The organism is Neorhizobium sp. USDA 3394 (genome assembly GCF_056280385.1).
Genome location: NZ_JBWCDU010000001.1, coordinates 2,201,985 through 2,226,924, shown reverse-complemented (window position 1 = coordinate 2,226,924; position 24,940 = coordinate 2,201,985). Strand labels below are relative to the sequence as shown.

Sequence of the window (24,940 nt, the reverse complement as noted above, 5' to 3'; positions counted from 1 at the left end):
GTAAATTATTTTGGACACAATTGTCCAATCCGTCAAGCCCCGCTATAGTGATGTCATGAAAAATTCGTCTGCCGAACTTCCGCACGATTACGACACCTGGCCGCCGGCGCAGAACAAGCGCCAGGCGATCCTCAATGCTGCAGCCGATGTTTTTGCCCAGGAAGGCTTCGGCGGCGCCAGTATCGATGCGATCGCGGCAAGGGCAGGGGTGTCGCGCCAGACGATCTACAATCAGCTGGGCGACAAGGATAATCTCTTCAAGGTGGTGGTCGCCGAAATCACCGACCGCTCCAGCGCCGGTTTCTTCCGCGTGCTCGACACTTTCCCCGTGGCACCGCAGGATATCGAGACTGAGTTGACGCAGTTTTCGGCCCAGTTGCTGCGCAAGGCGATCTGCGACCCGAACGGCCGCTGGCTGCGCAAGGTCGTGGAGACCGAAGGCGCCCGCTTCCCCGAACTTTTCGAGACCTGGAAGGAATACGGGCCGGGCAAGAAATATCCGGCCATCGCCGCCCGCCTGGCGCAGCTTGCCCATGGCGGTTATCTCGAGATCGACGATCCCGCGCTTGCCGCCCGCCAGTATATGGCGCTTCTGGCAGCCGACCTTCGCTACGACCAGCAGATCGGCCGCCAGACGCCCGAATCGGAGATCGACCAGATGGCGGCGAATGCCACCCGCACTTTTCTGCGCGCCTTTACACCGAAGCGCTGAGCTTCACGCGAGGACAACAGGCTTCATCTGCGTGAGCTGACGCTGAGTCAGTTGTTGAACTGCTCGGCGAGAATCCGGTCGGACCAGGAATGGTTGGGGTCGGAAAGGATGCGCGCGGTGATTTCGGTCGATTGTGCTACCCGCACCTTCAGCACCGACTTCACCTCCGTATTGTCGGCAACCGCGTTGACCGGCCGCTTCTCCGCTTCGAGGATGTGGATATCGACGCAGACGTGGTTCGGCAGCAGTGCCCCGCGCCAGCGCCGCGGGCGAAATGCCGAGACCGGCGTCATGGCGAGCAGCGGCGCCTCCAGCGGCAGGATCGGCCCATGCGCCGAGAGATTGTAAGCTGTCGAACCGGCCGGCGTGGCGATCATCAGCCCGTCGCAGATCAGCTCCTCCAGCCGCACATGGCCGTCGATCTCCACCCGGAGCTTGGCCGCCTGGTAGGATTGCCGGAAGAGATAGACCTCGTTGATGGCGAGGGCCGCCGACGTAGACCCGTCCTCGTTTTCCGTCGTCATCTTCAGAGGGTGGAATTCGTTCTCGACCGATTCGGCCACTCGCTCATGAAGTTTTTCGGCGCGAAAATCGTTCATCAGGAAGCCGACTGAGCCGCAGTTCATCCCGTAGACGCTTTTGCCCGTATTGATGGTGTCGTGCAGCGTCTGCAGCATGAAGCCGTCGCCGCCGAGCGCGACGATCACGTCGGCGTCCGCCGTGGGCACGTTGCCGTAGAGCCTCACGAGTTCCTCCAGGGCGGATTGTGCTTCCGGGGCCGTCGAGGCGATGATGGAGAGCTTGTTCGTCTGGGACGACATGAACGGGCCTTTGAGGGTGCCGCCGCCCGAGGGGGCGCGCAAGGGACGCTGTAAACAGTTGAGCTAACACGATCCTGTGACAGGACCATGCCGGCGGGACGGCATTAAGTACAGGAAAAACAGGCTTTTGGACAAGCGCCTTGCGGCGGCGGGGGCGAGTGAAACAACGCAGCTCGAATGCACGGTATCTCATGTTGCGGCGATTTTCTCTTTACAGGAGGGGAAAATCTGGTAACTCCCCACTCGAAAGTGCCCTTGTAGCTCAGTTGGTAGAGCACCTGATTTGTAATCAGGGGGTCCCGGGTTCGAACCCTGGCGGGGGCACCACTTAATTTCAGACAGCTTTGTTTCTCAGGCCTTCCGCTCAATGTTTGGGGGAACCGGGTTTCGGTCCTTCTGGAACGGGGCATGCCGGTGAACGAGCTGCAGGCGCTCTATGACGGCGCGATCGATGAGCCGCGGGAGATGACCGCGATCATTCGGAAGTCGAACGCTTGGAAGGGCGATTGATCGGTAGCGATCAGCGGGTCCCTTGTCGAATTCATCCGACGTTGTCGCTAAGCCTACCGTCTGCTTTTTCGGCGCGGCCCATTCGGACAGTGAAGTTGAAAGCGGGAAGAAGATTAATCGCGATTCCAACGATGTGGATCAACGCTATCGCTCCCGAAAAGAACCACCAGAACCAACTCGATCCAGCGCCGTTCCAGGTTCCCGCGGCAACCAATAACAGGTGGAGCAGGAGCAGGCTCAGCCAGGTGATCAAGAGCAATACGACCATCAACCCGTAAAAAGCTTGATACGGCCTATTGGGTTCGAAGAAATCGATCCCATGGATGTCCATTTTGGGGCGGAACGCTTTCAAATAAACCTGCGAAAAGACGTTACCAAAAGCGATAAAATCTGGATCAATCCCGAGTTTGGAGGCGCGTCGGATATAAAATTGCTCCAGTATCGCTTGATACATCTGGGCGTTGAGGAAGGCCATCGCGAGGGTAAGGAAACCGAATGCCGCGACTACGGTAAGAACCTCATTGGCCGCGGGCAGGTCTTGTATCCCGAAATCAGTGCCCGGAACCTTGATGTTCTTACCGAACAAGAGCAGCGCAAGGCCGACATCAGAAATCAGCAGGGTCTTTAAAGCGCCTTGCTGTTGATTCAATGCCTCGCGGTGCATTGTGATATATTTGTCGTGCAGAGCATCGTTGAATAATTCTTGCTCGGGATCTAGCCGCATTTCCTCCGCTACTGTCATCCGCAAGCGGACGTTCGGCGACATATTTAGTGAAAAGGAATCTTTAGGATTGGTCATCTGAGCATCATTGCTTGGAGGTCCCTTTGTTCACCGTATCTACGATTGTGCCTTGCGCAAGGGATACAACCGCAAAATACACAGCATTGCGTCAAACGTTACAGCACGCTTCCAATACAAATCCTTAGCAGCCCATGGTCTTCTGCCATCAACAGGAGATGCGGCTTTGTCCGCCGCCCGATCCGCCGTTAGGCAAGGTGCCACCAACGTCGGACGACGTGGGCAATCCCTTAGATGGAGCCGCATATGCCGCTGAGCCCCAGCCCCCAGATCGTCTATGCCGACGGGCCGTCGTCCGACCTCAGTTTCTGAACACCGTGCAGGGCACCGCGTGTGCCCTGATCTTCGTACACAAGTCGGTCGCCTCGGCTCTGGTGGCGCGGCCGATCCGCGCCGCATAGCGCGGGCGATAGCCGAAATTGCCCCGTTTCTGCCGCACGACGAGCGCCCGTTCCGAGTTGAGCGGCGCCGGCAGCCGGCCGATCGTGTTGGCAAACAACTGGCTGGCGATATTCGGATTGTAGTGCGCGGAAAGCTGCACGCCCCATGGCGCCCAATCCGCCGATGCGATCAGAACGGTCTCGTTGAGACGCCTCGTGGCGGCGAGCTGGATGCATCCGTCGATGAAGTTTTTTTGCGGAGCGAGGGCCTGGGCCGCCGTCTTCGGCGGATTGTCCCTCCATGTCTCCGCTGAGTGACCGGTAATCGCAAACACGTAGTCGCGCGTCTCGATCGGCAGCCGGCCGACCTTCAGGAATGTTTCCAGCCCGGCTTCGCCGGCATTATAGGCCGCGGCGGCAAGGCCGAGATTGCCGAAACGGTCGCGCAGGTCCCTCAGATAGAGCGAGGACGCGGCAAGGGCTTCTATGACATCGAAGCTGTTTTGCAGGCCGCGGATCTTCGCGGTCGCCGGTATGAACTGGGCGATACCCTCCGCGCCTTTCGGGCTCACCGCGTTCGGCCGAAACAGGCTTTCCCGCCAGATCAGGCGCGCGAAGAATTCCGGCGGCAGCCCGTTCATTCCCGCCAGTCGCTCCATGACATGGCAGAGATCCTCGTTGTAGGCGTCGGGACGGATGCACAATCGGCCAGTCTCGTCCGATGCCACACGCTCGTATCGGCATTCGGGGGCGGCCGTCTCTTCCGCAGCATGAATGCTCCCGCCAAAGGGAGCGACGGCCAAGGACAAGCCCAAACCTGTCTGGCCCAAACCTGTTTGCATGAGACGGCGAAACATCATCGACATGCAATATGCCTAATCAAGTCGCCGCTTGAAAGCCTTCGGCACCAGGAACATTCGGCGCCGGACTATCTATCGCCTTGATCGTTCCAGAAGAGATTGGCAGGACTGGTCCAGCGCGACGAAATCTGCTTCCGCCATCGATTGCGTCTTTTCCAGCATCTGCTGCGTCTGCCTCTCGAAAAGCGCCGCCGCTTCGTCCCGCGGATAGTGATTGTCCTGGAGGATCACCATCGCCGCATGCATATGCTCTTCGTCGCGGGAAACGGTGCCCTCGGCCGTGTCGCTCTTGCCGAACTCCTTGGCCATGATCCTACGCATCGAATAGAAGGCCGAACACGATATGTGTTGTTCGGCAGAGCGTATCGGCTGGGTCTGGGCCAGCGCCGACGGCGATGCCGTCAGCACCGCGGTCATGGCCCAGACGATTTTCGCTTGCGTGGTCATGCGACACATCCTTGGGCTGAGCCCGAGGTTCCCGCCGGCCCGCCCTCTGCGGACTATTTTAGCGCAGTTTTCCGACGCCGGAATAGGCAAAGCCGTGCGCTTCGACTTCCGGCGCTCGATAGACATTGCGCAGGTCGACGAGGACAGGGCTCTTCATGACGGACTTCAGGCGTTCGAGGTCGAGTGCGCGAAATTCGTTCCACTCGGTCACCAGAACCGCCACATCCGCGCCCTCCGCTGCCTGGTAGGGGCCGCTGGCGAATTCGATATCCATCATCTGCCTGGCGTTTGCCATGCCTTCCGGATCGTAGCCGGACACGATCGCGCCTGCATCCTGCAGCGTCTGGATGACGGCGATCGCCGGGCTGTCGCGCATGTCGTCGGTGTTCGGCTTGAAGGTCAGCCCGAAAACGGCGACCTTCTTGCCGCGCACGTCGCCGCCGGCTGCTGCGATCACCTTGCGGCCCATGGCCCGCTTGCGGGTATCGTTGACGGCGATGGTGGTTTCGATGAGGCGGACAGGGCTGTCATAGTCCTGGGCGGTCTTTGCGAGCGCCAGCGTGTCCTTCGGAAAGCAGGAGCCACCGTAGCCGGGGCCGGCATGCAGGAATTTAGAGCCGATGCGGCCGTCGAGGCCGATGCCGCGCGAAACGTCCTGGACGTCGGCGCCGACGCGCTCGCAGAGGTCGGCCATCTCGTTGATGAAGGTGATCTTCATCGCCAGGAAGGCGTTTGCGGCATATTTGATCAGTTCGGACGTGCGGCGGCTGGTGAAGAGCAGCGGCGACTGGTTGAGATAGAGCGGACGGTAGACTTCCGTCATCACGCCGCGGGCGCGCTCGTCGGAAAGGCCGACGACGATCCGGTCCGGACGCTTGAAGTCCTCGATCGCAGCCCCTTCGCGCAGAAATTCCGGGTTGGAGACGACGGCGAAATCCGCATCCGGATTGGTTTCGCGGATGATCCGCTCCACTTCGTCGCCGGTGCCGACCGGGACGGTCGACTTGGTGACGATGACGGTGAAGCCGGTCAGCGCTTCGGCGATTTCGCGTGCCGCGGCATGGACATAACCGAGGTCGGCATGGCCGTCGCCGCGGCGCGAGGGCGTACCGACGGCGATGAAGACGACATCGGCATCGCCAACCGCCGGGCCGAGCTCGGTGGTGAAGGAAAGGCGACGGGATTTGACGTTCGATTCGACCAGAGCCTCGAGGCCGGGTTCGAAGATCGGGATGCCGCCCTTTTTCAGCGCCTCGATTTTTTCCTCAGCCTTGTCGACGCAGATGACGTCATGTCCGAAATCCGCAAAGCAGGCTCCCGACACGAGGCCGACATAACCCGATCCAACCATCACAATACGCATCAATAATCCTCATCTTTGCTCGGCAATCTCACGCGCAGCGGTTTCCTAAGCGCATCCGAAAGGGAATGCAACGCGTCGGTTTGGCTGCCTGTCACAGGCCTGGGTGGGCGTTACCCCGGGAGGCCGCCCTGACTGGCCAATGTTACCGGGTGATGACAATGGGACGACGGCTAGGAGTTTCCAGGCCGTGATCCCCAGGCGATGAAATCGGGGTTGGCGAAATCCAGCATGTCCGCGCGACCGGTCTTGCCATAGGTAAGCCGCGCGCCGTCGAGCGTGACCGTGCTGCCGCCCGCCGCGCGCAATACGGCGTCGCCGGCGGCCGTGTCCCATTCCATGGTTCTGCCGAAGCGGGGATAGAGATCGGCGGCACCCTCCGCCAGCAGGCAGAATTTCAACGAGGAACCAATACTGCGGATATCGGCGGCGCCTGATTTTTCGAGGAAGGCCTCGGTCTCTGCGGAATTGTGAGAGCGGCTCGCGACGCAGATCGGCCGGTTGCCGACCGGCCTTGCGACGATCGGTTCCCGGCTCGTCACCGCGAAGTCGTCATCGACGACGAGTTTTTCCGCCCGACCGCCGCCACCGAGATAGGCGACCTTGAGGGCAGGGGCATAAACGGCGCCGAGGATCGGCGCACCGTTCTCGATCAGCGCGATGTTGACCGTGAAATCCTCGCGGTTGTTGATGAACTCCTTGGTACCATCGAGTGGATCAACAAGGATGAAAGAGCGCCCTTCGATCGACGGGATGCGCCCCATCGCCACCGATTCCTCCGCGATGACGGGAATCTCCGGAAAAGCTCGGGCAAGTTCGGCGAGGATGATTTCTTCAGCCCGCTCGTCCGCCTCCGTGACCGGGGACCGATCGGCCTTGTAGCTGGTGCTCGGCCCAGCCCTGTAGATGTCCAGGATGGCCTTGCCCGCTAACAGCGCGGCTTGTTCGAATGTAGCGAGCATGAATTCCATGGAGGCTGGTCACGTCGGTTGCTTAGACTTCCCATGACACGTTTGCCCCGCGCATGGGAGTCTAAAACGGCTCGGCTCAACCGGCCTTGGCGAGATGCTGCTGTGTCGCGTAGAGCGCGATCGCGGCGGCGTTCGAGACGTTGAGCGACTTTATGGCGCCCGGCATGTCGAGGCGGGCAAGCGCGTTGACCGTCTCGCGGGTCTTCTGCCGCAGGCCCTTGCCCTCCGATCCGAGCACCAGCGCAATCCGGCCGCCGGAAAACGTGCCTTCGAGCGGGGCGGGGCCTTCCGAATCGAGCCCGATCGTCTGGAAGCCGAGCCGGTGCAGTTCCTCGATCGCGTCGGCGAGATTGGTGACCTGTATATAAGGTATGAGTTCCAGCGCGCCGGAGGCCGATTTGGCCAGTACGCCGGATTCGGTCGGGCTATGTCTCTGGGTGGTGATGACGGCGCCAGCGCCGAAAGCGACCGCCGAACGCATGATCGCGCCGACATTGTGGGGGTCGGTCACCTGGTCGAGGACGAGGAGAAGCGGGCTCTCTTTCAGGCCTTCCAGCCGGCGGACGGGCAGGGGGCGTGTTTCCAGCATCACCCCCTGGTGGATGGCCTCGGGGCCGAGCACCTTGTCGATATCCTGGGGCGAGACGAATTCGACCGGAAAGGACAGCGTCTCCGGTTCGCCGATATCGAGCCTCGCAAAGGCGTTCTGCGTCACCGACAGCTTGATGAGCTTGCGCTCGGGATTATCGAGGGCTGCGCGCACCGTGTGCAGGCCGTAGAGGAAGACCTGTTCCGGCTGAAGCTGCGGCGGCTTCCAGTCCTTGTTGGATTTCGGCCGCTTCAGCGGCGGTGTCGGAATTTCCCCACGCTCGCGCTTGGCGTCGCGCACCGCGCGCCGAAGCGTCGCGTAATGGGTGTCGCGGGTGGATTTGTCTTCTTTGTCGTCCTTGCTCATCAGGCCTTATAGCCATCCTCGCTCTCCGGGCAAAGCCCTCGACCGCGAGGCGGATCGAAAGAGCGACTGATTTATTTTCGTCATTTTTGCTTCTTCCTCGTGTTGACAGACGAGAACGAGGCGGTCATATACGCGGCGCAGATCGAGGGGCGGCAAGCTTCCCGGTCTGACGAACTTGGTCTCACGATCCGGACGAAAAACTGGAGAGATGCCCGAGTGGTTAAAGGGGACGGACTGTAAATCCGTTGGCTCAGCCTACGTTGGTTCAAATCCAACTCTCTCCACCATTCGTCTCTGATCGGACACCACACCGCGGGTATAGCTCAATGGTAGAGCAGCAGCCTTCCAAGCTGAATACGCGGGTTCGATTCCCGCTACCCGCTCCAAAATCATCAACGATCTGCAATGACGGCGTGCCAGCCGGTCCAACGCTTTACCGCGTCTCCGTCGAGGCGGGGGCGGCGACCGCGCGGCTTGCGCCATGCTCTGACCGGAAGCTTCCATCAAATGGAATGAGACACGGGTCCCATATTGTTTTGAGCCGCGCATCCAGCCTTGCGGCTTTGCCCGGTCGCGGGGCTTTTTGCGCTTCCGGCGCCTCTCAATTCGCTAAGGCCTGCGGTAACAGACGGCCCGGATCTTGAACCGAGCCCGCGCCGAACCGGCCGTCCTCCGGGCATTTTCAGGCCGATTTCGCCTGCTCCCCTTGTCCGGGCGCGCGTCGTAATTATGTCTTGCGCATTCTAGTGGAAAGCCTTAAACGGCGACACCAAACCCGGTCGCCGGGTCCACCCTTATGTTCACAGGAAGCATTCAATGGCAAAGAGCAAGTTTGAGCGCAACAAGCCGCACGTCAACATTGGCACGATCGGTCACGTTGACCATGGCAAGACGTCGCTGACGGCCGCGATCACGAAGTACTTCGGCGAGTACAAGGCCTATGACCAGATCGACGCGGCTCCTGAAGAGAAGGCTCGCGGCATCACCATTTCGACGGCGCACGTCGAATATGAGACGCCGGCCCGCCATTATGCCCACGTCGACTGCCCCGGCCACGCCGACTACGTCAAGAACATGATCACCGGTGCTGCCCAGATGGACGGCGCGATCCTGGTCTGCTCGGCAGCCGACGGCCCGATGCCGCAGACCCGCGAGCACATCCTGCTCGCCCGTCAGGTCGGCGTTCCGGCGATCGTCGTGTTCCTCAACAAGGTCGACCAGGTCGACGACGCCGAGCTTCTCGAGCTCGTCGAACTGGAAGTCCGCGAACTTCTGTCGTCCTACGACTTCCCGGGCGACGACATTCCGATCATCAAGGGTTCGGCGCTTGCCGCTCTTGAAGATTCGGACAAGAAGATCGGCGAGGATTCGATCCGCGAGCTGATGGCCGCCGTCGACGCCTACATCCCGACGCCTGAGCGTCCGATCAACATGCCGTTCCTGATGCCGATCGAAGACGTGTTCTCGATCTCGGGTCGTGGTACGGTCGTGACCGGCCGCGTCGAGCGCGGCATCGTCAAGGTCGGCGAAGAAGTCGAGATCGTCGGCATCCGCCCGACCTCGAAGACGACGGTGACCGGCGTTGAAATGTTCCGCAAGCTGCTCGACCAGGGCCAGGCCGGCGACAACATCGGTGCTCTCGTTCGCGGCGTGAACCGTGACGGCGTCGAGCGTGGCCAGATTCTCTGCAAGCCGGGTTCGGTCAAGCCGCACAAGAAGTTCATGGCTGAAGCCTACATCCTGACGAAGGAAGAAGGCGGCCGTCATACGCCGTTCTTCACCAACTACCGTCCGCAGTTCTACTTCCGCACGACGGACGTGACGGGCATCGTATCGCTGCCGGAAGGCACGGAAATGGTCATGCCGGGCGACAACGTCACGGTTGCCGTCGAGCTGATCGTTCCGATCGCGATGGAAGAAAAGCTGCGCTTCGCGATCCGCGAAGGCGGCCGCACCGTCGGCGCCGGCATCGTCGCCTCGATCATCGAGTAATCGATAGCCACATCGAAATAGCAAAGGCCCTGCCGGCAACGGCGGGGCCTTTCGCTTTTAAGTCCTGTCCCTGGGGCAGTCGCGTGGCTCACCCTGAGTCAGTCTTGGAAAAAGCTCGCTTCGGTAACGGAAATGCGTTTTGCCGCGGTCCGGCAGGTCGCAGATTGCCGGGCCTCAGGCGATGACAGGTCCGCTTCAGCCAAGCGCCGTCAGACCGAGCGTGCCATTGACGAATTCCGGCGGGGCAGGCGGCAGGCATCCGCCGAACCGACAGGTCGCCGCCCGGTGACTTGTCGCGGAGAAAGCGTAAATGTCCGTCGGGGGGGGGGCAATTCGACGGGTGCAAGCGCGGCGCCATCAACTGCCTCCCGTTGCGAATCGTCCGCCGGCCGATTCCCGGGGAGCCTCTGTCGATCATTCGGAAGCCTCCGCGGAGCGGCGATCTCAACTTTCTGACGGCTCCTGGCCCAGAAGGCCCATTCCTCCGGCCTGCTCCCAGGCGAAAATAGGCGAAGGCCGCGCCGGAACGGCGCTTCCGGGCGTTCGCTCTGCCGACGCACCTGACGGGTACGGAGGAAAGCTCGGGTAGAACGCTACGGATATCAAAAATGCTCTTGCAAAGCGCAGCGCATCCCCTTAAAGGGAGCGCCTAGCCAGTTGGCGGCGAGGCCGAGTATCCGGTTTGTGTTCCGCCAAGGTTGAAGGGGTGTAGCTCAGTTGGTAGAGCGGCGGTCTCCAAAACCGCAGGTCGTCGGTTCAAGCCCGGCCGCCCCTGCCACTTTCAGATGATTGGCGCGAGATTATCCGCAGCGGAATTGTCGGGAAATGGTCGCCGTGCAAAACGGCGAAATTTCATCGAACACTGTTTTCCCTCTTGTGTAAAGGGGAAGGGGTGTTTATGTAGGTCAAAACAGACACGCGGTGCGTGGGGCTGAGCAAGTTCAGCTTTACGCGCCGTAATTGCGTGGGCAATCAATGGCATCCAAGACCAATCCAGTTACGTTTCTGCGCCAGGTGCGATCCGAAGCGTCGAAAATCCATTGGCCGTCGCGTCGCGAGACCATGATCTCCACGGCCATGGTTCTGGTTATGGTTGTGTTCGCTGCGCTGTTTTTCTTCGCTGCAGACCAGCTCATGGGATGGTTGCTCCGTCTCGTACTGAACGTCAGCGTTTGATTTCTGGAGAATAAAGATGGCGGCGCGTTGGTACATCGTCCACGCATATTCCAATTTTGAGAAGAAGGTGGCTGAGGACATCGAGAACAAGGCTCGCCAGAAGGGGCTTGAGCATCTGTTCGAGAAGATCCTGGTGCCGACGGAGAAGGTGGTTGAAGTGCGTCGCGGCCGCAAGGTCGATTCCGAGCGCAAGTTCTTTCCGGGTTACGTCATGGTTCGGGCCAACCTGACCGACGAAGCCTATCACCTGATCAAGAACACGCCGAAGGTCACCGGCTTTCTCGGTTCCGACAACAGGCCGGTTCCGATCCCGGACTTCGAGGCCGAGCGTATCCTGGGCCAAGTCCAGGAAGGTGTCGAGCGGCCGAAGTCGTCGATCACTTTCGAGATCGGCGAGCAGGTTCGGGTGTCGGATGGTCCGTTCGCTTCCTTCAACGGTACCGTTCAGGACGTTGACGAGGAGCGTTCGCGCCTCAAGGTCGAGGTTTCGATCTTCGGCCGCGCGACCCCGGTCGAGCTGGAATACGCTCAGGTCGAAAAGGTCTGATCCGTTTGGAATTGGGGCCTGTCGTTTGTTCGGTGGGTCTCGTGCGGCGTTTGCCGCAAGCGCGTGGGAGGAACGGTGCCTTAGCCGGGCATCCTGACCGAACCACGCAACCGCAGCCGCCGGCGAAGGCCGGCATGTCGGATCGGGAAACCGGTCTCTAACGAAAGGCAGAGAGTAATGGCTAAGAAAGTTATGGGCCAGCTCAAGCTGCAGGTAAAGGCAGGGTCGGCCAATCCGTCCCCGCCGATCGGTCCTGCACTTGGTCAGCGCGGCATCAACATCATGGAATTCTGCAAGGCGTTCAACGCCGCCACGCAGGAAATGGAAAAGGGCATGCCGATCCCGGTCGTCATCACCTATTTCCAGGACAAGTCCTTCACCTTCGCGATGAAGCAGCCTCCGGTCAGCTACTGGCTGAAGAAGGAAGCGAAGATCACCTCGGGTTCCAAGACCCCGGGCAAGGGCGCCAAGGCTGGCACCCTGACCAAGGCTCAGATCCAGACCATCGCCCAGGCGAAGATGAAGGATCTGAATGCTGCCGATCTCGAAGGCGCAATGGCCATGATCGAGGGCTCCGCCCGCGCCATGGGCCTGGAAGTGGTGGCGTAACATGGCAAAGCTTGCAAAGCGTATTCAGAAGATCCGCGAAGGCGTGGATCCGACCAAGCTCGTAGCGCTCACCGACGCCATTTCGATGGTCAAGGAGCGTGCGGTCGCCAAGTTCGACGAAACCGTCGAAATCGCCATGAACCTCGGCGTCGATCCGCGTCACGCAGACCAGATGGTCCGCGGCGTGGTCAACCTGCCGAACGGCACCGGCCGTGACGTTCGTGTTGCCGTTTTCGCACGCGGCGCCAAGGCTGACGAAGCCAAGGCTGCCGGCGCGGACATCGTCGGCGCTGAAGACCTCGTCGAAATCGTCCAGGGCGGCAAGATCGACTTCGATCGCTGCATCGCCACCCCGGACATGATGCCGCTCGTCGGCCGTCTCGGTAAGGTTCTCGGCCCGCGCGGCATGATGCCGAACCCGAAGGTCGGGACCGTCACCATGGACGTCGCTGGCGCCGTCAAGGCCTCCAAGGGCGGCGCTGTCGAGTTCCGCGTCGAAAAGGCTGGCATCATCCACGCCGGTATCGGCAAGGCCTCCTTCGAAGCCAAGGCTCTCGAAGAGAACATCAAGGCCTTCGCTGACGCCGTCATCAAGGCCAAGCCGGCCGGCGCCAAGGGCAACTACCTCAAGCGGGTAGCGATCTCCTCGACCATGGGTCCGGGCGTCAAGATCGATCCGTCGACGGTCACGATCTAAAGTTTTGTCCGGAGCCTTCGGGTTCCGGACCGCATGAATTCCCGGTCCTTCGGGGCCGGGAATTTCCCAGGGAAACCTGGGAATTCCTGTCCGAGATTGCGGGTGGTTTCGACCTTAATCACTTGATGCCTGCATGAGACGGGTAAGACCCGAGATTTTTGAGGTGCCATGCGCCTCGTAAATTCGGTTCGAGCCTAGTGTGCCTTGTGCCTGGAGCCCCTGTGGCGACAGTGCGAGGGGACAGGATCCTCAAGCGTCGCTTGGGGTCCTAATCAAGGGATCCCTTGAGGCAAAGGCAACCCGATGGGGCCTGCAGGATTGCGGTCCCGTCAACTGGAGACAGACAGTGGAAAGAGCGGAAAAGCGCGAATTTGTCACGGAGCTGAACGAAGTCTTCAAGGCTTCTGGTTCGGTTGTCGTGGCCCACTATGCTGGTGTCACAGTTGCGCAGATGAACGATTTTCGTTCGAAGATGCGCGCTGCTGGCGGCACCGTCAAAGTCGCGAAGAACCGTCTGGCCAAGATCGCTCTTCAGGGTACGGAGTCGGAAGGGATGTCGAATCTCTTCAAGGGTCAGACGCTGATCGCATTCAGCGAAGACCCGGTAACGGCTCCGAAGGTCGTCATGGATTTCGCCAAGACCAATGACAAGATCATTGTTCTGGGCGGTTCCATGGGTGCAACCACGCTCACTGCGGATGCGGTCAAGTCGCTTGCGACCCTGCCTTCGCTGGACGAGCTTCGCGGCAAGCTGCTGGGCCTCTTGAATGCCCCGGCTACCCGCGTCGCCACGGTTGTTGCAGCACCGGCAAGCCAGCTTGCCCGCGTGTTCGCGGCCTACGCCAAGAAGGACGAGGAAGCCGCTTAAGGCGGTTTTTCGCTGTTCATACCCAAATCAAGTTCGAACCGAATATAAGGAACTAGTAAAATGGCTGATCTCGCAAAGATCGTTGAAGACCTCTCTGCTCTGACCGTTCTGGAAGCTGCTGAGCTTTCCAAGCTGCTCGAAGAGAAGTGGGGCGTTTCTGCAGCTGCTCCGGTAGCTGTTGCTGCTGCTGGCGGTGGCGCTGCTGCTGCCGTTGTTGAAGAAGAAAAGACCGAATTCGACGTCATCCTCGCTGATGCCGGCGCCAACAAGATCAACGTCATCAAGGAAGTCCGCGCCATCACCGGCCTGGGCCTCAAGGAAGCCAAGGATCTCGTTGAAGCCGCTCCGAAGGCTGTCAAGGAAGGCGTCAACAAGGCTGAAGCCGCTGACCTCAAGAAGAAGCTTGAGGACGCCGGCGCCAAGGTCGACGTTAAGTAATATCGGAATGCGGCGGGGGAGGTCTCCTCTCCCGCCCATTTCCTCCGAACGTATTACCCAGGAACCGTCAAAACGGTTCCTGGGTAATGGGTTCTCAAGAGGATGGTCCCGAATCGAACAGAAAAGGCAATCCGGCCTGGCGTGTTCGAGAGGTGGGACGAGATTGAGAATACCCATTGATCGACGGGATCGACTGGCCAGCGAACCCCGTCCGTTGCAGGCCCGGATGCAATTTTGAAGGAGCGACGATGGCTCAGACCCTTTCCTTTAATGGTCGCAGGCGCGTACGCAAGTTTTTTGGAAAAATCCCCGAAGTCACAGAGATGCCGAACCTCATCGAGGTTCAGAAGGCATCCTATGACCAGTTCCTGATGGTCGATGAACCGAAGGGCGGTCGTCCGGACGAAGGTCTGAACGCTGTCTTCCGGTCGGTCTTCCCGATCACCGATTTTTCCGGCGCCTCCATGCTCGAATTCGTGTCCTACGAATTCGAACTGCCGAAGTTCGACGTGGAAGAATGCCGTCAGCGCGATCTGACCTATGCAGCGCCGCTGAAGGTGACGCTGCGTCTCATCGTGTTCGATATCGACGAGGATACGGGCGCCAAGTCGATCAAGGACATCAAGGAACAGTCCGTCTACATGGGCGACATGCCGCTCATGACCGACAACGGTACGTTCATCGTGAACGGCACCGAACGCGTGATCGTGTCCCAGATGCACCGTTCGCCGGGCGTCTTCTTCGACCACGACAAGGGCAAGAGCCACTCTTCCGGCAAGCTGCTCTTCGCAGCCCGCGTCATTCCGTATCGCGGTTCCTGGCTCGACATCGAATTCGACGCCAAGGATATCGTTTACGCCCGTATCGACCGCCGCCGTAAGATCCCCGTGACCTCGCTGCTGATGGCGCTTGGCATGGACGGCGAAGAAATCCTGTCGACCTTCTATACGAAGTCGTCCTACCAGCGCGACGGCGAAGGCTGGCGGATTCCGTTCCAGCCGGAAACCCTGAAGGGTGCGAAGACCCTTTCCGACATGATCGACGCCGATACCGGCGAAGTGGTTGTCGAATCCGGCAAGAAGCTCACCCCGCGTCTTCTCCGTCAGCTGACGGACAAGGGCCTCAAGGCCCTGAAGGCGACCAATGACGACATCTACGGCAACTACCTTGCCGAAGACATCGTCAACGCGGCAACCGGCGAGATCTACCTCGAAGCCGGCGACGAAATCGACGAAAAGACCCTGCCGATCATCCTGAGCGCCGGTTTCGACGAGATCCCGGTTCTCGGCATCGACCATATCAATGTCGGCGCCTATATCCGCAACACGCTTGCCGCCGACAAGAACGAGAACCGTCAGGACGCTCTGTTCGACATCTACCGCGTCATGCGCCCGGGTGAACCGCCGACCATGGAATCGGCCGAAGCCATGTTCAACTCGCTGTTCTTCGATGCGGAGCGTTACGACCTCTCCGCCGTCGGCCGCGTCAAGATGAACATGCGTCTCGACCTTGAAGTCGCAGACACCGTCCGCACGCTGCGCAAGGACGACATCCTGGCCGTGGTCCGGATGCTGGTCGAACTGCGCGACGGCAAGGGCGAAATCGACGACATCGACAACCTCGGCAACCGCCGCGTCCGTTCCGTCGGCGAACTGATGGAAAATCAGTATCGCCTCGGCCTGCTCCGCATGGAGCGCGCCATCAAGGAACGCATGTCGTCGATCGAAATCGACACCGTCATGCCGCAGGACCTGATCAACGCGAAGCCGGCAGCTGCTGCGGTTCGCGAATTCTTCGGCTCCTCGCAGCTGTCGCAGTTCATGGACCAGGTGAACCCGCTTTCGGAAATCACCCACAAGCGCCGTCTTTCGGCACTTGGTCCGGGTGGTCTGACCCGCGAGCGCGCCGGCTTCGAAGTCCGCGACGTTCATCCGACCCACTATGGCCGCATTTGCCCGATCGAGACGCCGGAAGGCCCGAACATCGGTCTGATCAACTCGCTTGCGACCTTTGCCCGCGTCAACAAGTACGGCTTCATCGAAAGCCCGTACCGCAAGATCATCGACGGTGTGGTGACGAAGGAAGTGCTTTACCTCTCCGCCATGGAAGAGGCCAAGTATTACGTCGCACAGGCGAACGCTCCGCTCGACAAGAACGGTTCGTTCCTTGAAGAGTTCGTCGTCTGCCGTCATGCCGGCGAAGTCATGCTGTCCCCGCGCGACACCATCAACCTGATGGACGTCTCGCCGAAGCAGCTCGTCTCGGTCGCGGCCGCTCTGATCCCGTTCCTGGAAAACGACGACGCCAACCGCGCTCTCATGGGCTCGAACATGCAGCGTCAGGCCGTGCCGCTGGTGCGTGCTGAAGCTCCGTTCGTCGGCACCGGCATGGAGCCGGTCGTCGCCCGCGACTCCGGTGCTGCGATCGCTGCCCGCCGTGGCGGCGTGGTCGACCAGGTCGACGCGACCCGTATCGTTATCCGCGCCACCGAAGACCTCGATCCGTCGAAGTCTGGCGTCGATATCTATCGTCTGCAGAAGTTCCAGCGTTCGAACCAGAACACCTGCGTCAACCAGCGCCCGCTGGTCGCCGTCGGTGACATCCTGAACAAGGGCGACATCATCGCCGACGGTCCGTCGACGGACCTTGGTGACTTGGCGCTCGGCCGCAACGCGCTCGTCGCGTTCATGCCCTGGAACGGCTACAACTACGAAGACTCGATCCTGCTCTCCGAGCGCATCGTGTCGGACGACGTGTTCACCTCCATCCACATCGAGGAATTCGAAGTGATGGCGCGTGACACCAAGCTTGGTCCTGAAGAAATCACCCGCGACATTCCGAACGTTTCGGAAGAAGCGCTGAAGAACCTCGACGAAGCCGGCATCGTCTACATCGGCGCCGAAGTCCAGCCGGGCGACATCCTCGTCGGCAAGATCACTCCGAAGGGCGAAAGCCCGATGACGCCGGAAGAAAAGCTTCTGCGCGCCATCTTCGGTGAAAAGGCCTCCGACGTTCGCGACACCTCGATGCGCATGCCTCCGGGCACGTTCGGCACGGTCGTCGAAGTCCGCGTCTTCAACCGTCACGGCGTGGAGAAGGACGAACGCGCCATGGCGATCGAGCGTGAGGAAATCGAACGCCTCGCCAAGGACCGCGACGACGAACAGGCAATTCTCGACCGCAACGTCTATGGCCGTCTGACGGACATGCTGCGCGGTCAGATGTCGGTTGCCGGTCCGAAGGGCTTCAAGAAGGGCATCGAGCTCACCAACGCCGTCATCTCCGAATATCCCCGCTCGCAGTGGTGGATGTTCGCAGTCGAGGACGAAAAGGTGCAGGGCGAAATCGAAGCGCTCCGCGGCCAGTACGACGAATCCAAGTCGCGCCTTGAACAGCGCTTCATGGACAAGGTCGAGAAGGTCCAGCGCGGCGACGAAATGCCTCCGGGCGTCATGAAGATGGTCAAGGTCTTCGTCGCTGTGAAGCGCAAGATCCAGCCGGGCGACAAGATGGCCGGCCGTCACGGCAACAAGGGCGTCGTGTCGCGCATCGTTCCGGTCGAGGACATGCCGTTCCTCGAAGACGGCACGCATGTCGATATCGTTCTGAACCCGCTCGGCGTGCCTTCGCGCATGAACGTCGGTCAGATCCTCGAGACGCACCTGGCCTGGGCTTGCGCCGGCATGGGCAAGCGTATCGGGGCGATGCTCGAAGAGTACCGCAAGTCGAACGATATCACCGACTTGAAGAAAGAGCTGACGGAAGCCTATCAGAGTGAGGCAAACGCCGAAGTTGCCAGCTTCGACGACGACTCCCTCGTTCGTCTGGCCGAGCAGTCCAAGCGTGGCCTTTCGATCGCAACGCCGGTCTTCGACGGTGCGCATGAGCCTGACGTCGCAGCGATGCTGACCAAGGCGGGCCTCGATCCGTCCGGTCAGTCGGTCCTCTATGACGGCCGTACCGGTGAGCAGTTCGACCGCAAGGTGACTGTCGGCTACATGTACATGATCAAGCTGAACCATCTCGTGGACGACAAGATCCACGCGCGTTCGATCGGTCCGTACTCGCTGGTTACCCAGCAGCCGCTCGGTGGCAAGGCGCAGTTCGGCGGCCAGCGCTTCGGCGAAATGGAAGTCTGGGCGCTCGAAGCCTACGGCGCGGCCTACACGCTGCAGGAAATGCTGACCGTGAAGTCGGACGACGTGGCCGGCCGTACCAAGGTCTACGAAGCGATCGTGCGCGGCGACGACACGTTCGAGGCAGGCATTCCGGAGAGCTTCAACGTTCTCGTCAAGGAAATGCGCTCTCTCGGCCTGTCCGTCGAGCTCGAGAACTCGAAGATCGAAGACGTGAACGCCGGCCAGCTGCCCGACGCAGCCGAATGATCATAACGAGGCGCGCGCCGATTGAAGGCGCGCGCTGCTCCCTCCGCCGGTATCCGCCGGCAGGATAGGGAAACTTTCGCCGCATTTCGCGGCTAATACCGTTTTAATGCATCGGACGGTCCGTCCCGGGAATTTGGACTGTTGCGATCGCAAGCCGAGGGCTTCCGCCCCTAAAGGAGATAGGCATGAACCAAGAGGTCATGAATCTTTTCAATCCGCAGGTGCCTGCACAGCACTTCGACTCGATCCGTATCTCGATCGCGTCTCCGGAGAAGATTCTCTCCTGGTCCTACGGCGAGATCAAAAAGCCGGAGACCATCAACTACCGTACTTTCAAGCCGGAACGCGACGGCCTTTTCTGCGCCCGCATCTTCGGGCCGATCAAGGACTACGAGTGCCTGTGCGGCAAGTACAAGCGCATGAAGTACAAGGGCATCATCTGCGAAAAGTGCGGCGTCGAAGTCACGCTGTCGCGCGTTCGCCGTGAGCGCATGGGCCATATCGAGCTCGCTGCTCCCGTCGCCCATATCTGGTTCCTGAAGTCGCTTCCGTCGCGCATCTCGACCCTTCTCGACATGACGTTGAAGGATGTCGAGCGCGTTCTCTATTTCGAGAACTACATCGTCACTGAGCCGGGCCTCACCTCGCTCAAGGAAAACCAGCTTCTTTCCGAAGAAGAATACATGATCGCCGTCGACGAGTTCGGCGAAGATCAGTTCACGGCGATGATCGGCGCCGAGGCCATCTACGAGATGCTGGCCTCGATGAATCTCGAAAAGATCGCCGGCGACCTGCGTTCGGAACTTGCCGACACCACGTCGGATCTGAAGCAGAAGAAGCTGATGAAGCGCCTGAAGATCGTCGAGAACTTCATGGAATCGGGCAACCGCCCGGAATGGATGATCATGAAGGTCGTCCCGGTCATCCCGCCGGACCTGCGCCCGCTGGTTCCGCTTGATGGCGGCCGCTTCGCGACCTCCGACCTGAACGATCTCTATCGTCGCGTCATCAACCGTAACAACCGTCTGAAGCGCCTGATCGAACTGCGCGCTCCGGGCATCATCATCCGCAACGAAAAGCGCATGCTGCAGGAATCTGTGGACGCGCTGTTCGACAACGGCCGTCGTGGCCGCGTCATCACCGGCGCCAACAAGCGCCCGCTGAAGTCGCTGTCCGACATGCTCAAGGGCAAGCAGGGCCGCTTCCGCCAGAACCTTCTCGGCAAGCGCGTCGACTATTCCGGCCGTTCGGTCATCGTGACCGGTCCGGAACTGAAGCTGCACCAGTGCGGCCTGCCGAAGAAGATGGCGCTCGAACTGTTTAAGCCGTTCATCTACGCCCGCCTCGACGCCAAGGGTTACTCCTCGACCGTCAAGCAGGCCAAGAAGCTGGTTGAAAAGGAAAAGCCGGAAGTCTGGGATATCCTCGACGAGGTCATCCGCGAGCATCCGGTTCTCCTGAACCGTGCGCCGACGCTGCACCGCCTGGGCATCCAGGCCTTCGAACCGATCCTGGTCGAAGGCAAGGCTATCCAGCTGCATCCGCTCGTCTGCACGGCCTTCAACGCCGACTTCGACGGCGACCAGATGGCCGTTCACGTGCCGCTGTCGCTCGAAGCCCAGCTCGAAGCCCGCGTGCTGATGATGTCGACGAACAACATCCTGCATCCGGCAAACGGTGCACCGATCATCGTTCCGTCGCAGGACATGGTTCTCGGTCTCTACTATCTGGCGATCATGAACCAGAACGAGCCGGGCGAAGGCATGGCCTTCTCCGACATGGGCGAATTGCACCACGCTCTGGAAAACAAGATCGTTACCCTGCATGCCAAGATCCGCGGCCGCTTCAAGACCGTGGACGCCGAAGGCAAGCCGGTTTCCAAGATCTATGAGACGACCCCCGGCCGCATGATCATCGGCGAACTTCTGCCGAAGAACGTCAACGTGCCGTTCGAGACCTGCAACCAGGAAATGACCAAGAAGAACATCTCTAAGATGATCGACACGGTCTACCGTCACTGCGGTCAGAAGGACACGGTGATCTTCTGCGACCGCATCATGCAGCTCGGCTTCACGCATGCGTGCAAGGCCGGCATTTCGTTCGGCAAGGACGACATGATCATTCCGGAAACCAAGGCCAAGATCGTCGGTGACACCGAAACCCTGGTGAAGGAATACGAGCAGCAGTACAACGACGGCCTGATCACTCAGGGCGAGAAGTACAACAAGGTCGTCGACGCCTGGGGCAAGGCCACCGAGAAGGTTGCGGAAGACATGATGGCCCGCATTAAGGCCGTCGAGTTCGATCCGGAAACCGGTCGCCAGAAGCAGATGAACGCCATCTACATGATGTCGCACTCGGGTGCCCGCGGTTCTCCGAACCAGATGCGCCAGCTGGGCGGCATGCGTGGCCTCATGGCCAAGCCGTCGGGCGAGATCATCGAAACGCCGATCATCTCGAACTTCAAGGAAGGCCTGACCGTTAACGAGTACTTCAACTCGACCCACGGTGCCCGTAAGGGTCTCGCAGACACCGCCTTGAAGACCGCGAACTCCGGTTACCTGACCCGCCGTCTCGTCGACGTGGCGCAGGACTGCATCGTCAACCTCGTCGATTGCGGCACCGAGAGCGGCCTCACCATGACGGCGATCGTTGACGCCGGCCAGGTCGTGGCTTCCATCGGCGCTCGTGTCCTTGGCCGTACCGCACTCGACGATATCGATCATCCGGTCACGGGTGAGCGCATCGTCGATGCCGGCAAGATGATCCTCGAGCCGGATGTCATCGAGATCGAAAAGGCTGGTATCCAGTCGATCCGCATCCGTTCGGCACTGACCTGCGAAGTTCAGACGGGCGTCTGCTCGGTCTGCTACGGCCGAGATCTGGCCCGTGGTACTCCGGTCAACATGGGCGAAGCCGTCGGCGTCATCGCGGCGCAGTCGATCGGCGAGCCGGGAACCCAGCTCACCATGCGTACCTTCCACTTGGGCGGTACGGCAAACGTGGTCGACCAGTCGTTCCTGGAAGCGTCGTACGAAGGCACGATCCAGATCAAGAACCGCAACATGCTGCGGAACTCCGAAGGCGTTCTCGTCGCGATGGGCCGCAACATGGCGGTCACCATCCTTGACGAGCGCGGCGTCGAGCGTTCCTCGCAGCGCGTCGCCTACGGTTCGAAGCTGTTCGTGGATGATGGCGACAAGGTTCGTCGCGGTCAGCGTCTGGCAGAGTGGGATCCCTACACACGCCCGATGATGACGGAAGTGGAAGGTACGGTTCAGTTCGAAGACGTGGTCGACTCGATCTCGGTTTCGGAATCCACCGATGAATCCACCGGCATCACCAAGCGTCAGGTCATCGACTGGCGTTCGACGCCGCGCGGCGTCGACCTGAAGCCGGCGATCGTCATCAAGGACGCTTCGGGCAGCATCATGAAGCTGTCCCGCGGCGGCGAAGCCCGCTTCAACCTGTCGGTCGACGCCATCCTGTCGGTCGAGCCGGGTCAGAAGGTCAGCCAGGGCGACGTTCTCGCCCGCGTGCCGCTGGAAAGCGCCAAGACCAAGGACATCACCGGTGGTCTGCCGCGCGTCGCCGAACTCTTCGAAGCCCGTCGTCCGAAGGATCACGCCATCATCGCTGAGATCGATGGTACGATCCGCCTCGGCCGCGACTACAAGAACAAGCGTCGCGTCATGATCGAGCCGGCGGAAGACGGTGTCGAACCTGTCGAATACCTGATCCCGAAGGGCAAGCCCTTCCATCTTCAGGAAGGCGACTACATCGAAAAGGGCGACTACATCCTCGACGGCAATCCTGCGCCGCACGACATCCTGGCGATCAAAGGCGTGGAAGCACTCGCTTCCTACCTCGTCAACGAAATCCAGGAAGTCTACCGCCTGCAGGGCGTTGTCATCAACGACAAGCACATCGAGGTGATTGTCCGTCAGATGCTGCAGAAGGTCGAGATCACCGATGCCGGCGACAGCCAGTATATCGTCGGTGACAATGTCGACCGGATCGAACTGGACGAAGCCAACGAGCGTCTCGTCGAAGAAGGCAAGAAGCCCGCTTACGGCGAACCGGTTCTGCTCGGCATCACCAAGGCGTCGCTGCAGACCCCGTCCTTCATCTCGGCCGCTTCCTTCCAGGAAACGACCAAGGTGCTGACGGAAGCCGCGATCGCCGGCAAGACGGACACGCTGCAGGGCCTCAAGGAAAACGTCATCGTCGGTCGTCTCATCCCGGCCGGTACCGGCGGCACCATGACCCAGATCCGCCGCATCGCCACTTCGCGCGACGAGCTCATCCTGGAAGAACGCAAGAAGGGTTCGGGCGCCTCGTCCGCCACCCCGATGCTTCAGGACCTCGCCGGCGAAAAGGCTCCGGCCGCCGAATAATCCGGCTGCTGGGATTGAATATCGAAAACCGCCCGGAGCGATCCGGGCGGTTTTTTTCATTCTACGCGGCGGGGGGACGGGACATCAAAAAGCCGCCGAGACTGCTCGGCGGCTGAGGCATGTTTTGGTGAATTGCTCAGGGGCAGCGCGCGCCACGGCAGCTCCGCCGTGAATACGCTGGCTAGGGAGGCAAGTCACCGCTTGTGAGGTCGGAAGAGAAAGCCGCTGAGCGGAAAGGCCGGCACTCTTGCAGGCGCCGGCGGGAAGAGGTGAGGGCGGTCAGGCCTCTTCGAAGATCGAGACTACTCGAACCGGATGATCGCCACTTCGCCTTCGAGCGCGCCCTGGTAGGCCGAGGCATGCGGTTCCTCGGTGGGTTCGTCGGTCAGGACGCCGATCTGGTCGAGGTCGGCCTCGATGAAGCCTTCTTCCGAAAGGGCGTTGAGCGCCTCGCGCACCGCGGAATCGTCGTCCGGCGCGCGCAGCATGATATGCAGCTCGATACCTTCGGCGCCTTTCGTCTCATAACCCTTGCCGATGATGATGAAGACCATCGGCCCGTCGAGGTTGTTGTCATTGTCGGGTGTGGCGATCATGGTCATCTCCGCAAGCGATTCCCTGGTATCGTCCGAAGACGAGGCGGAACGGAAGGTTCCCGCACTCTTTAGTGCGATCAGCGGCGATTCCCAAACATTATCCGCGAGGGCATCTCATATTTCTCCAAAGCCCGTCTCCAAACCCTCCGTTTGGCCCCGAAACCAAGGGTTTGGGGCAATAATTTAGGATTTGGTCTTGACGGGCAGGGGGGAAAACAGTAAACGCCCCGCATCGGAAGCGATGTGAGGCTTGCCCGTTCGGAACGACTCGTTCCGGAGTACGCCTCAGACACGGTTCCATACGCACGTTGAAGACACGAATGCTGCACGCACGACGCATGAGGAATGCGTCCTCTGCTTTCTGTGGTCCATCCGAAAAGCGGATCGGGCCACGTTTTGCGCATGAGGAAATGTGTGTGCCGCCGCCGGAAACGGCATCAGATCGGCCCGAAAGGGTACTGAGAAAAACGTAAGGGATGGTTGAATGCCTACCGTAAACCAGCTGATCCGCAAGCCTCGCCAGGCGAACGTAAAGCGTAACAAGGTTCCTGCTCTGCAGGAAAACCCCCAGAAGCGCGGCGTTTGCACCCGCGTTTACACGACGACCCCGAAGAAGCCGAACTCGGCTCTGCGTAAGGTTGCCAAGATCCGCCTGACCAACGGCTTCGAAGTCATCGGCTATATCCCGGGTGAAGGCCACAACCTGCAGGAACACTCCGTCGTGATGATCCGCGGCGGCCGCGTCAAGGACTTGCCGGGCGTTCGTTACCACATCATCCGCGGCGTTCTCGACACCCAGGGCGTCAAGAACCGCAAGCAGCGCCGTTCCAAGTACGGTGCGAAGCGTCCGAAGTAATTCGGCATTCTGATTATCCGGCGCTGCGCGAGGTTCTCCGCGTGGTAAAGCGCCCGCAACAATTGAGAGACGAGAAGTATGTCCCGACGCCATAGTGCAGAGAAGCGTGAGATCAATCCGGACCCGAAGTTCGGCGATCTGGTCGTCACGAAGTTCATGAATGCGATCATGCTCCACGGCAAGAAGTCCGTAGCTGAAAACATCGTTTACGGCGCGTTCGACGTCGTGCAGGGCAAGGCCAAGGCCGACCCGCTGGGTATCTTCCATTCGGCGCTCGACAATGTCGCGCCGCATGTCGAAGTTCGTTCGCGCCGCGTTGGTGGTGCGACCTACCAGGTTCCGGTCGACGTTCGTCCCGAGCGCCGTCAGGCCCTCGCGATCCGTTGGGTGATCGCTGCTGCCCGCAAGCGCAACGAAACGACGATGGTCGATCGCCTTTCCGGTGAACTTATGGATGCTGCAAACAACCGTGGCAGTGCCGTCAAGAAGCGTGAAGACACGCACAAGATGGCCGACGCCAACCGCGCATTCTCGCATTACCGTTGGTAATCTTCACCCGATCGA

The 24,940-nt window shown here is 60.4% G+C and carries 20 protein-coding genes and 4 tRNA genes; 16 read left to right on the top strand and 8 right to left on the bottom strand.

Features of this window, described 5'->3' with window-relative positions:
- Nucleotides 1-55: 55 nt before the first annotated feature.
- The gene (locus ACZ9EJ_RS10715) at nucleotides 56-712 is read left to right on the top strand and encodes a TetR/AcrR family transcriptional regulator (RefSeq protein ID WP_046640529.1); all 657 of its coding nucleotides are present in this window, start codon (nucleotides 56-58) and stop codon (nucleotides 710-712) included.
- A gap of 47 nt (nucleotides 713-759) precedes the next feature.
- Here ACZ9EJ_RS10715 and ACZ9EJ_RS10710 read toward each other — a convergent pair whose 3' ends face one another.
- Complete coding sequence (locus tag ACZ9EJ_RS10710; protein WP_046640530.1) at nucleotides 760-1,533, bottom strand: NAD kinase; 774 nt, start codon at nucleotides 1,531-1,533, stop codon at nucleotides 760-762.
- Between the two features lie 251 nt (nucleotides 1,534-1,784).
- On the opposite strand from ACZ9EJ_RS10710, the gene ACZ9EJ_RS10705 reads away from it, so the two are divergent.
- Nucleotides 1,785-1,860 (top strand) — tRNA-Thr (locus tag ACZ9EJ_RS10705).
- Between the two features lie 214 nt (nucleotides 1,861-2,074).
- Here the strand turns inward: ACZ9EJ_RS10705 and ACZ9EJ_RS10700 are convergent.
- From ACZ9EJ_RS10700 to rlmB, 6 genes are all read right to left on the bottom strand, one after another.
- Complete coding sequence (locus ACZ9EJ_RS10700; RefSeq protein ID WP_255742891.1) at nucleotides 2,075-2,842, bottom strand: hypothetical protein; 768 nt, start codon at nucleotides 2,840-2,842, stop codon at nucleotides 2,075-2,077.
- A 301-nt stretch (nucleotides 2,843-3,143) separates the two neighbouring features.
- A complete protein-coding gene (locus tag ACZ9EJ_RS10695; protein WP_080955733.1) occupies nucleotides 3,144-4,079 on the bottom strand; it encodes a transglycosylase SLT domain-containing protein in 936 nt (311 codons plus the stop codon).
- A gap of 75 nt (nucleotides 4,080-4,154) precedes the next feature.
- Nucleotides 4,155-4,529, bottom strand: coding sequence for a hypothetical protein (locus tag ACZ9EJ_RS10690; protein WP_046640532.1), 375 nt, complete (start codon nucleotides 4,527-4,529; stop codon nucleotides 4,155-4,157).
- Between the two features lie 58 nt (nucleotides 4,530-4,587).
- Nucleotides 4,588-5,892, bottom strand: a complete 1,305-nt coding sequence (locus ACZ9EJ_RS10685; RefSeq protein WP_046640533.1) for a UDP-glucose dehydrogenase family protein — start codon at nucleotides 5,890-5,892, stop codon at nucleotides 4,588-4,590.
- 170 nt (nucleotides 5,893-6,062) lie between these two features.
- Nucleotides 6,063-6,851 (bottom strand): 3'(2'),5'-bisphosphate nucleotidase CysQ, encoded by a 789-nt coding sequence (gene cysQ / locus ACZ9EJ_RS10680; protein WP_046640556.1) that lies wholly within the window; start codon nucleotides 6,849-6,851, stop codon nucleotides 6,063-6,065.
- An 85-nt stretch (nucleotides 6,852-6,936) separates the two neighbouring features.
- On the bottom strand, nucleotides 6,937-7,815 hold the full coding sequence (gene rlmB, locus ACZ9EJ_RS10675; RefSeq protein ID WP_046640534.1) for a 23S rRNA (guanosine(2251)-2'-O)-methyltransferase RlmB: 879 nt from the start codon (nucleotides 7,813-7,815) through the stop codon (nucleotides 6,937-6,939).
- 202 nt (nucleotides 7,816-8,017) lie between these two features.
- Here rlmB and ACZ9EJ_RS10670 point away from each other — a divergent pair.
- The 12 genes from ACZ9EJ_RS10670 to rpoC all read left to right on the top strand — a co-directional run bounded on the left by ACZ9EJ_RS10670 (nucleotide 8,018) and on the right by rpoC (nucleotide 22,924).
- Nucleotides 8,018-8,102: transfer RNA gene (locus ACZ9EJ_RS10670), tRNA-Tyr, on the top strand.
- A gap of 25 nt (nucleotides 8,103-8,127) precedes the next feature.
- Nucleotides 8,128-8,201 (top strand) — tRNA-Gly (locus ACZ9EJ_RS10665).
- A 430-nt stretch (nucleotides 8,202-8,631) separates the two neighbouring features.
- A complete protein-coding gene (gene tuf, locus ACZ9EJ_RS10660) occupies nucleotides 8,632-9,807 on the top strand; it encodes an elongation factor Tu (RefSeq protein WP_037088622.1) in 1,176 nt (391 codons plus the stop codon).
- A 702-nt stretch (nucleotides 9,808-10,509) separates the two neighbouring features.
- Nucleotides 10,510-10,585: transfer RNA gene (locus ACZ9EJ_RS10655), tRNA-Trp, on the top strand.
- Between the two features lie 197 nt (nucleotides 10,586-10,782).
- On the top strand, nucleotides 10,783-10,983 hold the full coding sequence (gene secE, locus ACZ9EJ_RS10650) for a preprotein translocase subunit SecE (protein ID WP_037088459.1): 201 nt from the start codon (nucleotides 10,783-10,785) through the stop codon (nucleotides 10,981-10,983).
- Between the two features lie 16 nt (nucleotides 10,984-10,999).
- Entirely contained in the window at nucleotides 11,000-11,530 is a 531-nt protein-coding gene (gene nusG, locus ACZ9EJ_RS10645) for a transcription termination/antitermination protein NusG (protein ID WP_046642491.1), read from the top strand.
- A 177-nt stretch (nucleotides 11,531-11,707) separates the two neighbouring features.
- Nucleotides 11,708-12,139 (top strand): 50S ribosomal protein L11, encoded by a 432-nt coding sequence (gene rplK / locus ACZ9EJ_RS10640; protein ID WP_046635350.1) that lies wholly within the window; start codon nucleotides 11,708-11,710, stop codon nucleotides 12,137-12,139.
- Between the two features lies 1 nt (nucleotide 12,140).
- Complete coding sequence (rplA, locus tag ACZ9EJ_RS10635) at nucleotides 12,141-12,836, top strand: 50S ribosomal protein L1 (protein WP_046635348.1); 696 nt, start codon at nucleotides 12,141-12,143, stop codon at nucleotides 12,834-12,836.
- A 310-nt stretch (nucleotides 12,837-13,146) separates the two neighbouring features.
- On the top strand, nucleotides 13,147-13,704 hold the full coding sequence (gene rplJ / locus ACZ9EJ_RS10630) for a 50S ribosomal protein L10 (protein ID WP_245363563.1): 558 nt from the start codon (nucleotides 13,147-13,149) through the stop codon (nucleotides 13,702-13,704).
- A 60-nt stretch (nucleotides 13,705-13,764) separates the two neighbouring features.
- Nucleotides 13,765-14,142, top strand: a complete 378-nt coding sequence (gene rplL / locus ACZ9EJ_RS10625) for a 50S ribosomal protein L7/L12 (RefSeq protein ID WP_024164302.1) — start codon at nucleotides 13,765-13,767, stop codon at nucleotides 14,140-14,142.
- Nucleotides 14,143-14,390: 248 nt separating this feature from the next.
- The gene (gene rpoB / locus ACZ9EJ_RS10620; protein WP_046642492.1) at nucleotides 14,391-18,527 is read left to right on the top strand and encodes a DNA-directed RNA polymerase subunit beta; all 4,137 of its coding nucleotides are present in this window, start codon (nucleotides 14,391-14,393) and stop codon (nucleotides 18,525-18,527) included.
- Nucleotides 18,528-18,712: 185 nt separating this feature from the next.
- The gene (gene rpoC / locus ACZ9EJ_RS10615; RefSeq protein WP_046642493.1) at nucleotides 18,713-22,924 is read left to right on the top strand and encodes a DNA-directed RNA polymerase subunit beta'; all 4,212 of its coding nucleotides are present in this window, start codon (nucleotides 18,713-18,715) and stop codon (nucleotides 22,922-22,924) included.
- A gap of 302 nt (nucleotides 22,925-23,226) precedes the next feature.
- Here the strand turns inward: rpoC and ACZ9EJ_RS10610 are convergent, their stop codons facing one another.
- Entirely contained in the window at nucleotides 23,227-23,520 is a 294-nt protein-coding gene (locus tag ACZ9EJ_RS10610; RefSeq protein WP_046635345.1) for a hypothetical protein, read from the bottom strand.
- 484 nt (nucleotides 23,521-24,004) lie between these two features.
- On the opposite strand from ACZ9EJ_RS10610, the gene rpsL reads away from it, so the two are divergent.
- Both rpsL and rpsG read left to right on the top strand, forming a co-directional pair.
- Nucleotides 24,005-24,376 carry a 30S ribosomal protein S12 gene (rpsL, locus tag ACZ9EJ_RS10605; protein ID WP_003547537.1) on the top strand — a complete coding sequence of 124 codons (372 nt, stop codon included), beginning with the start codon at nucleotides 24,005-24,007 and terminating at the stop codon, nucleotides 24,374-24,376.
- 78 nt (nucleotides 24,377-24,454) lie between these two features.
- On the top strand, nucleotides 24,455-24,925 hold the full coding sequence (gene rpsG, locus ACZ9EJ_RS10600; RefSeq protein ID WP_007755828.1) for a 30S ribosomal protein S7: 471 nt from the start codon (nucleotides 24,455-24,457) through the stop codon (nucleotides 24,923-24,925).
- Nucleotides 24,926-24,940: the final 15 nt, after the last annotated feature.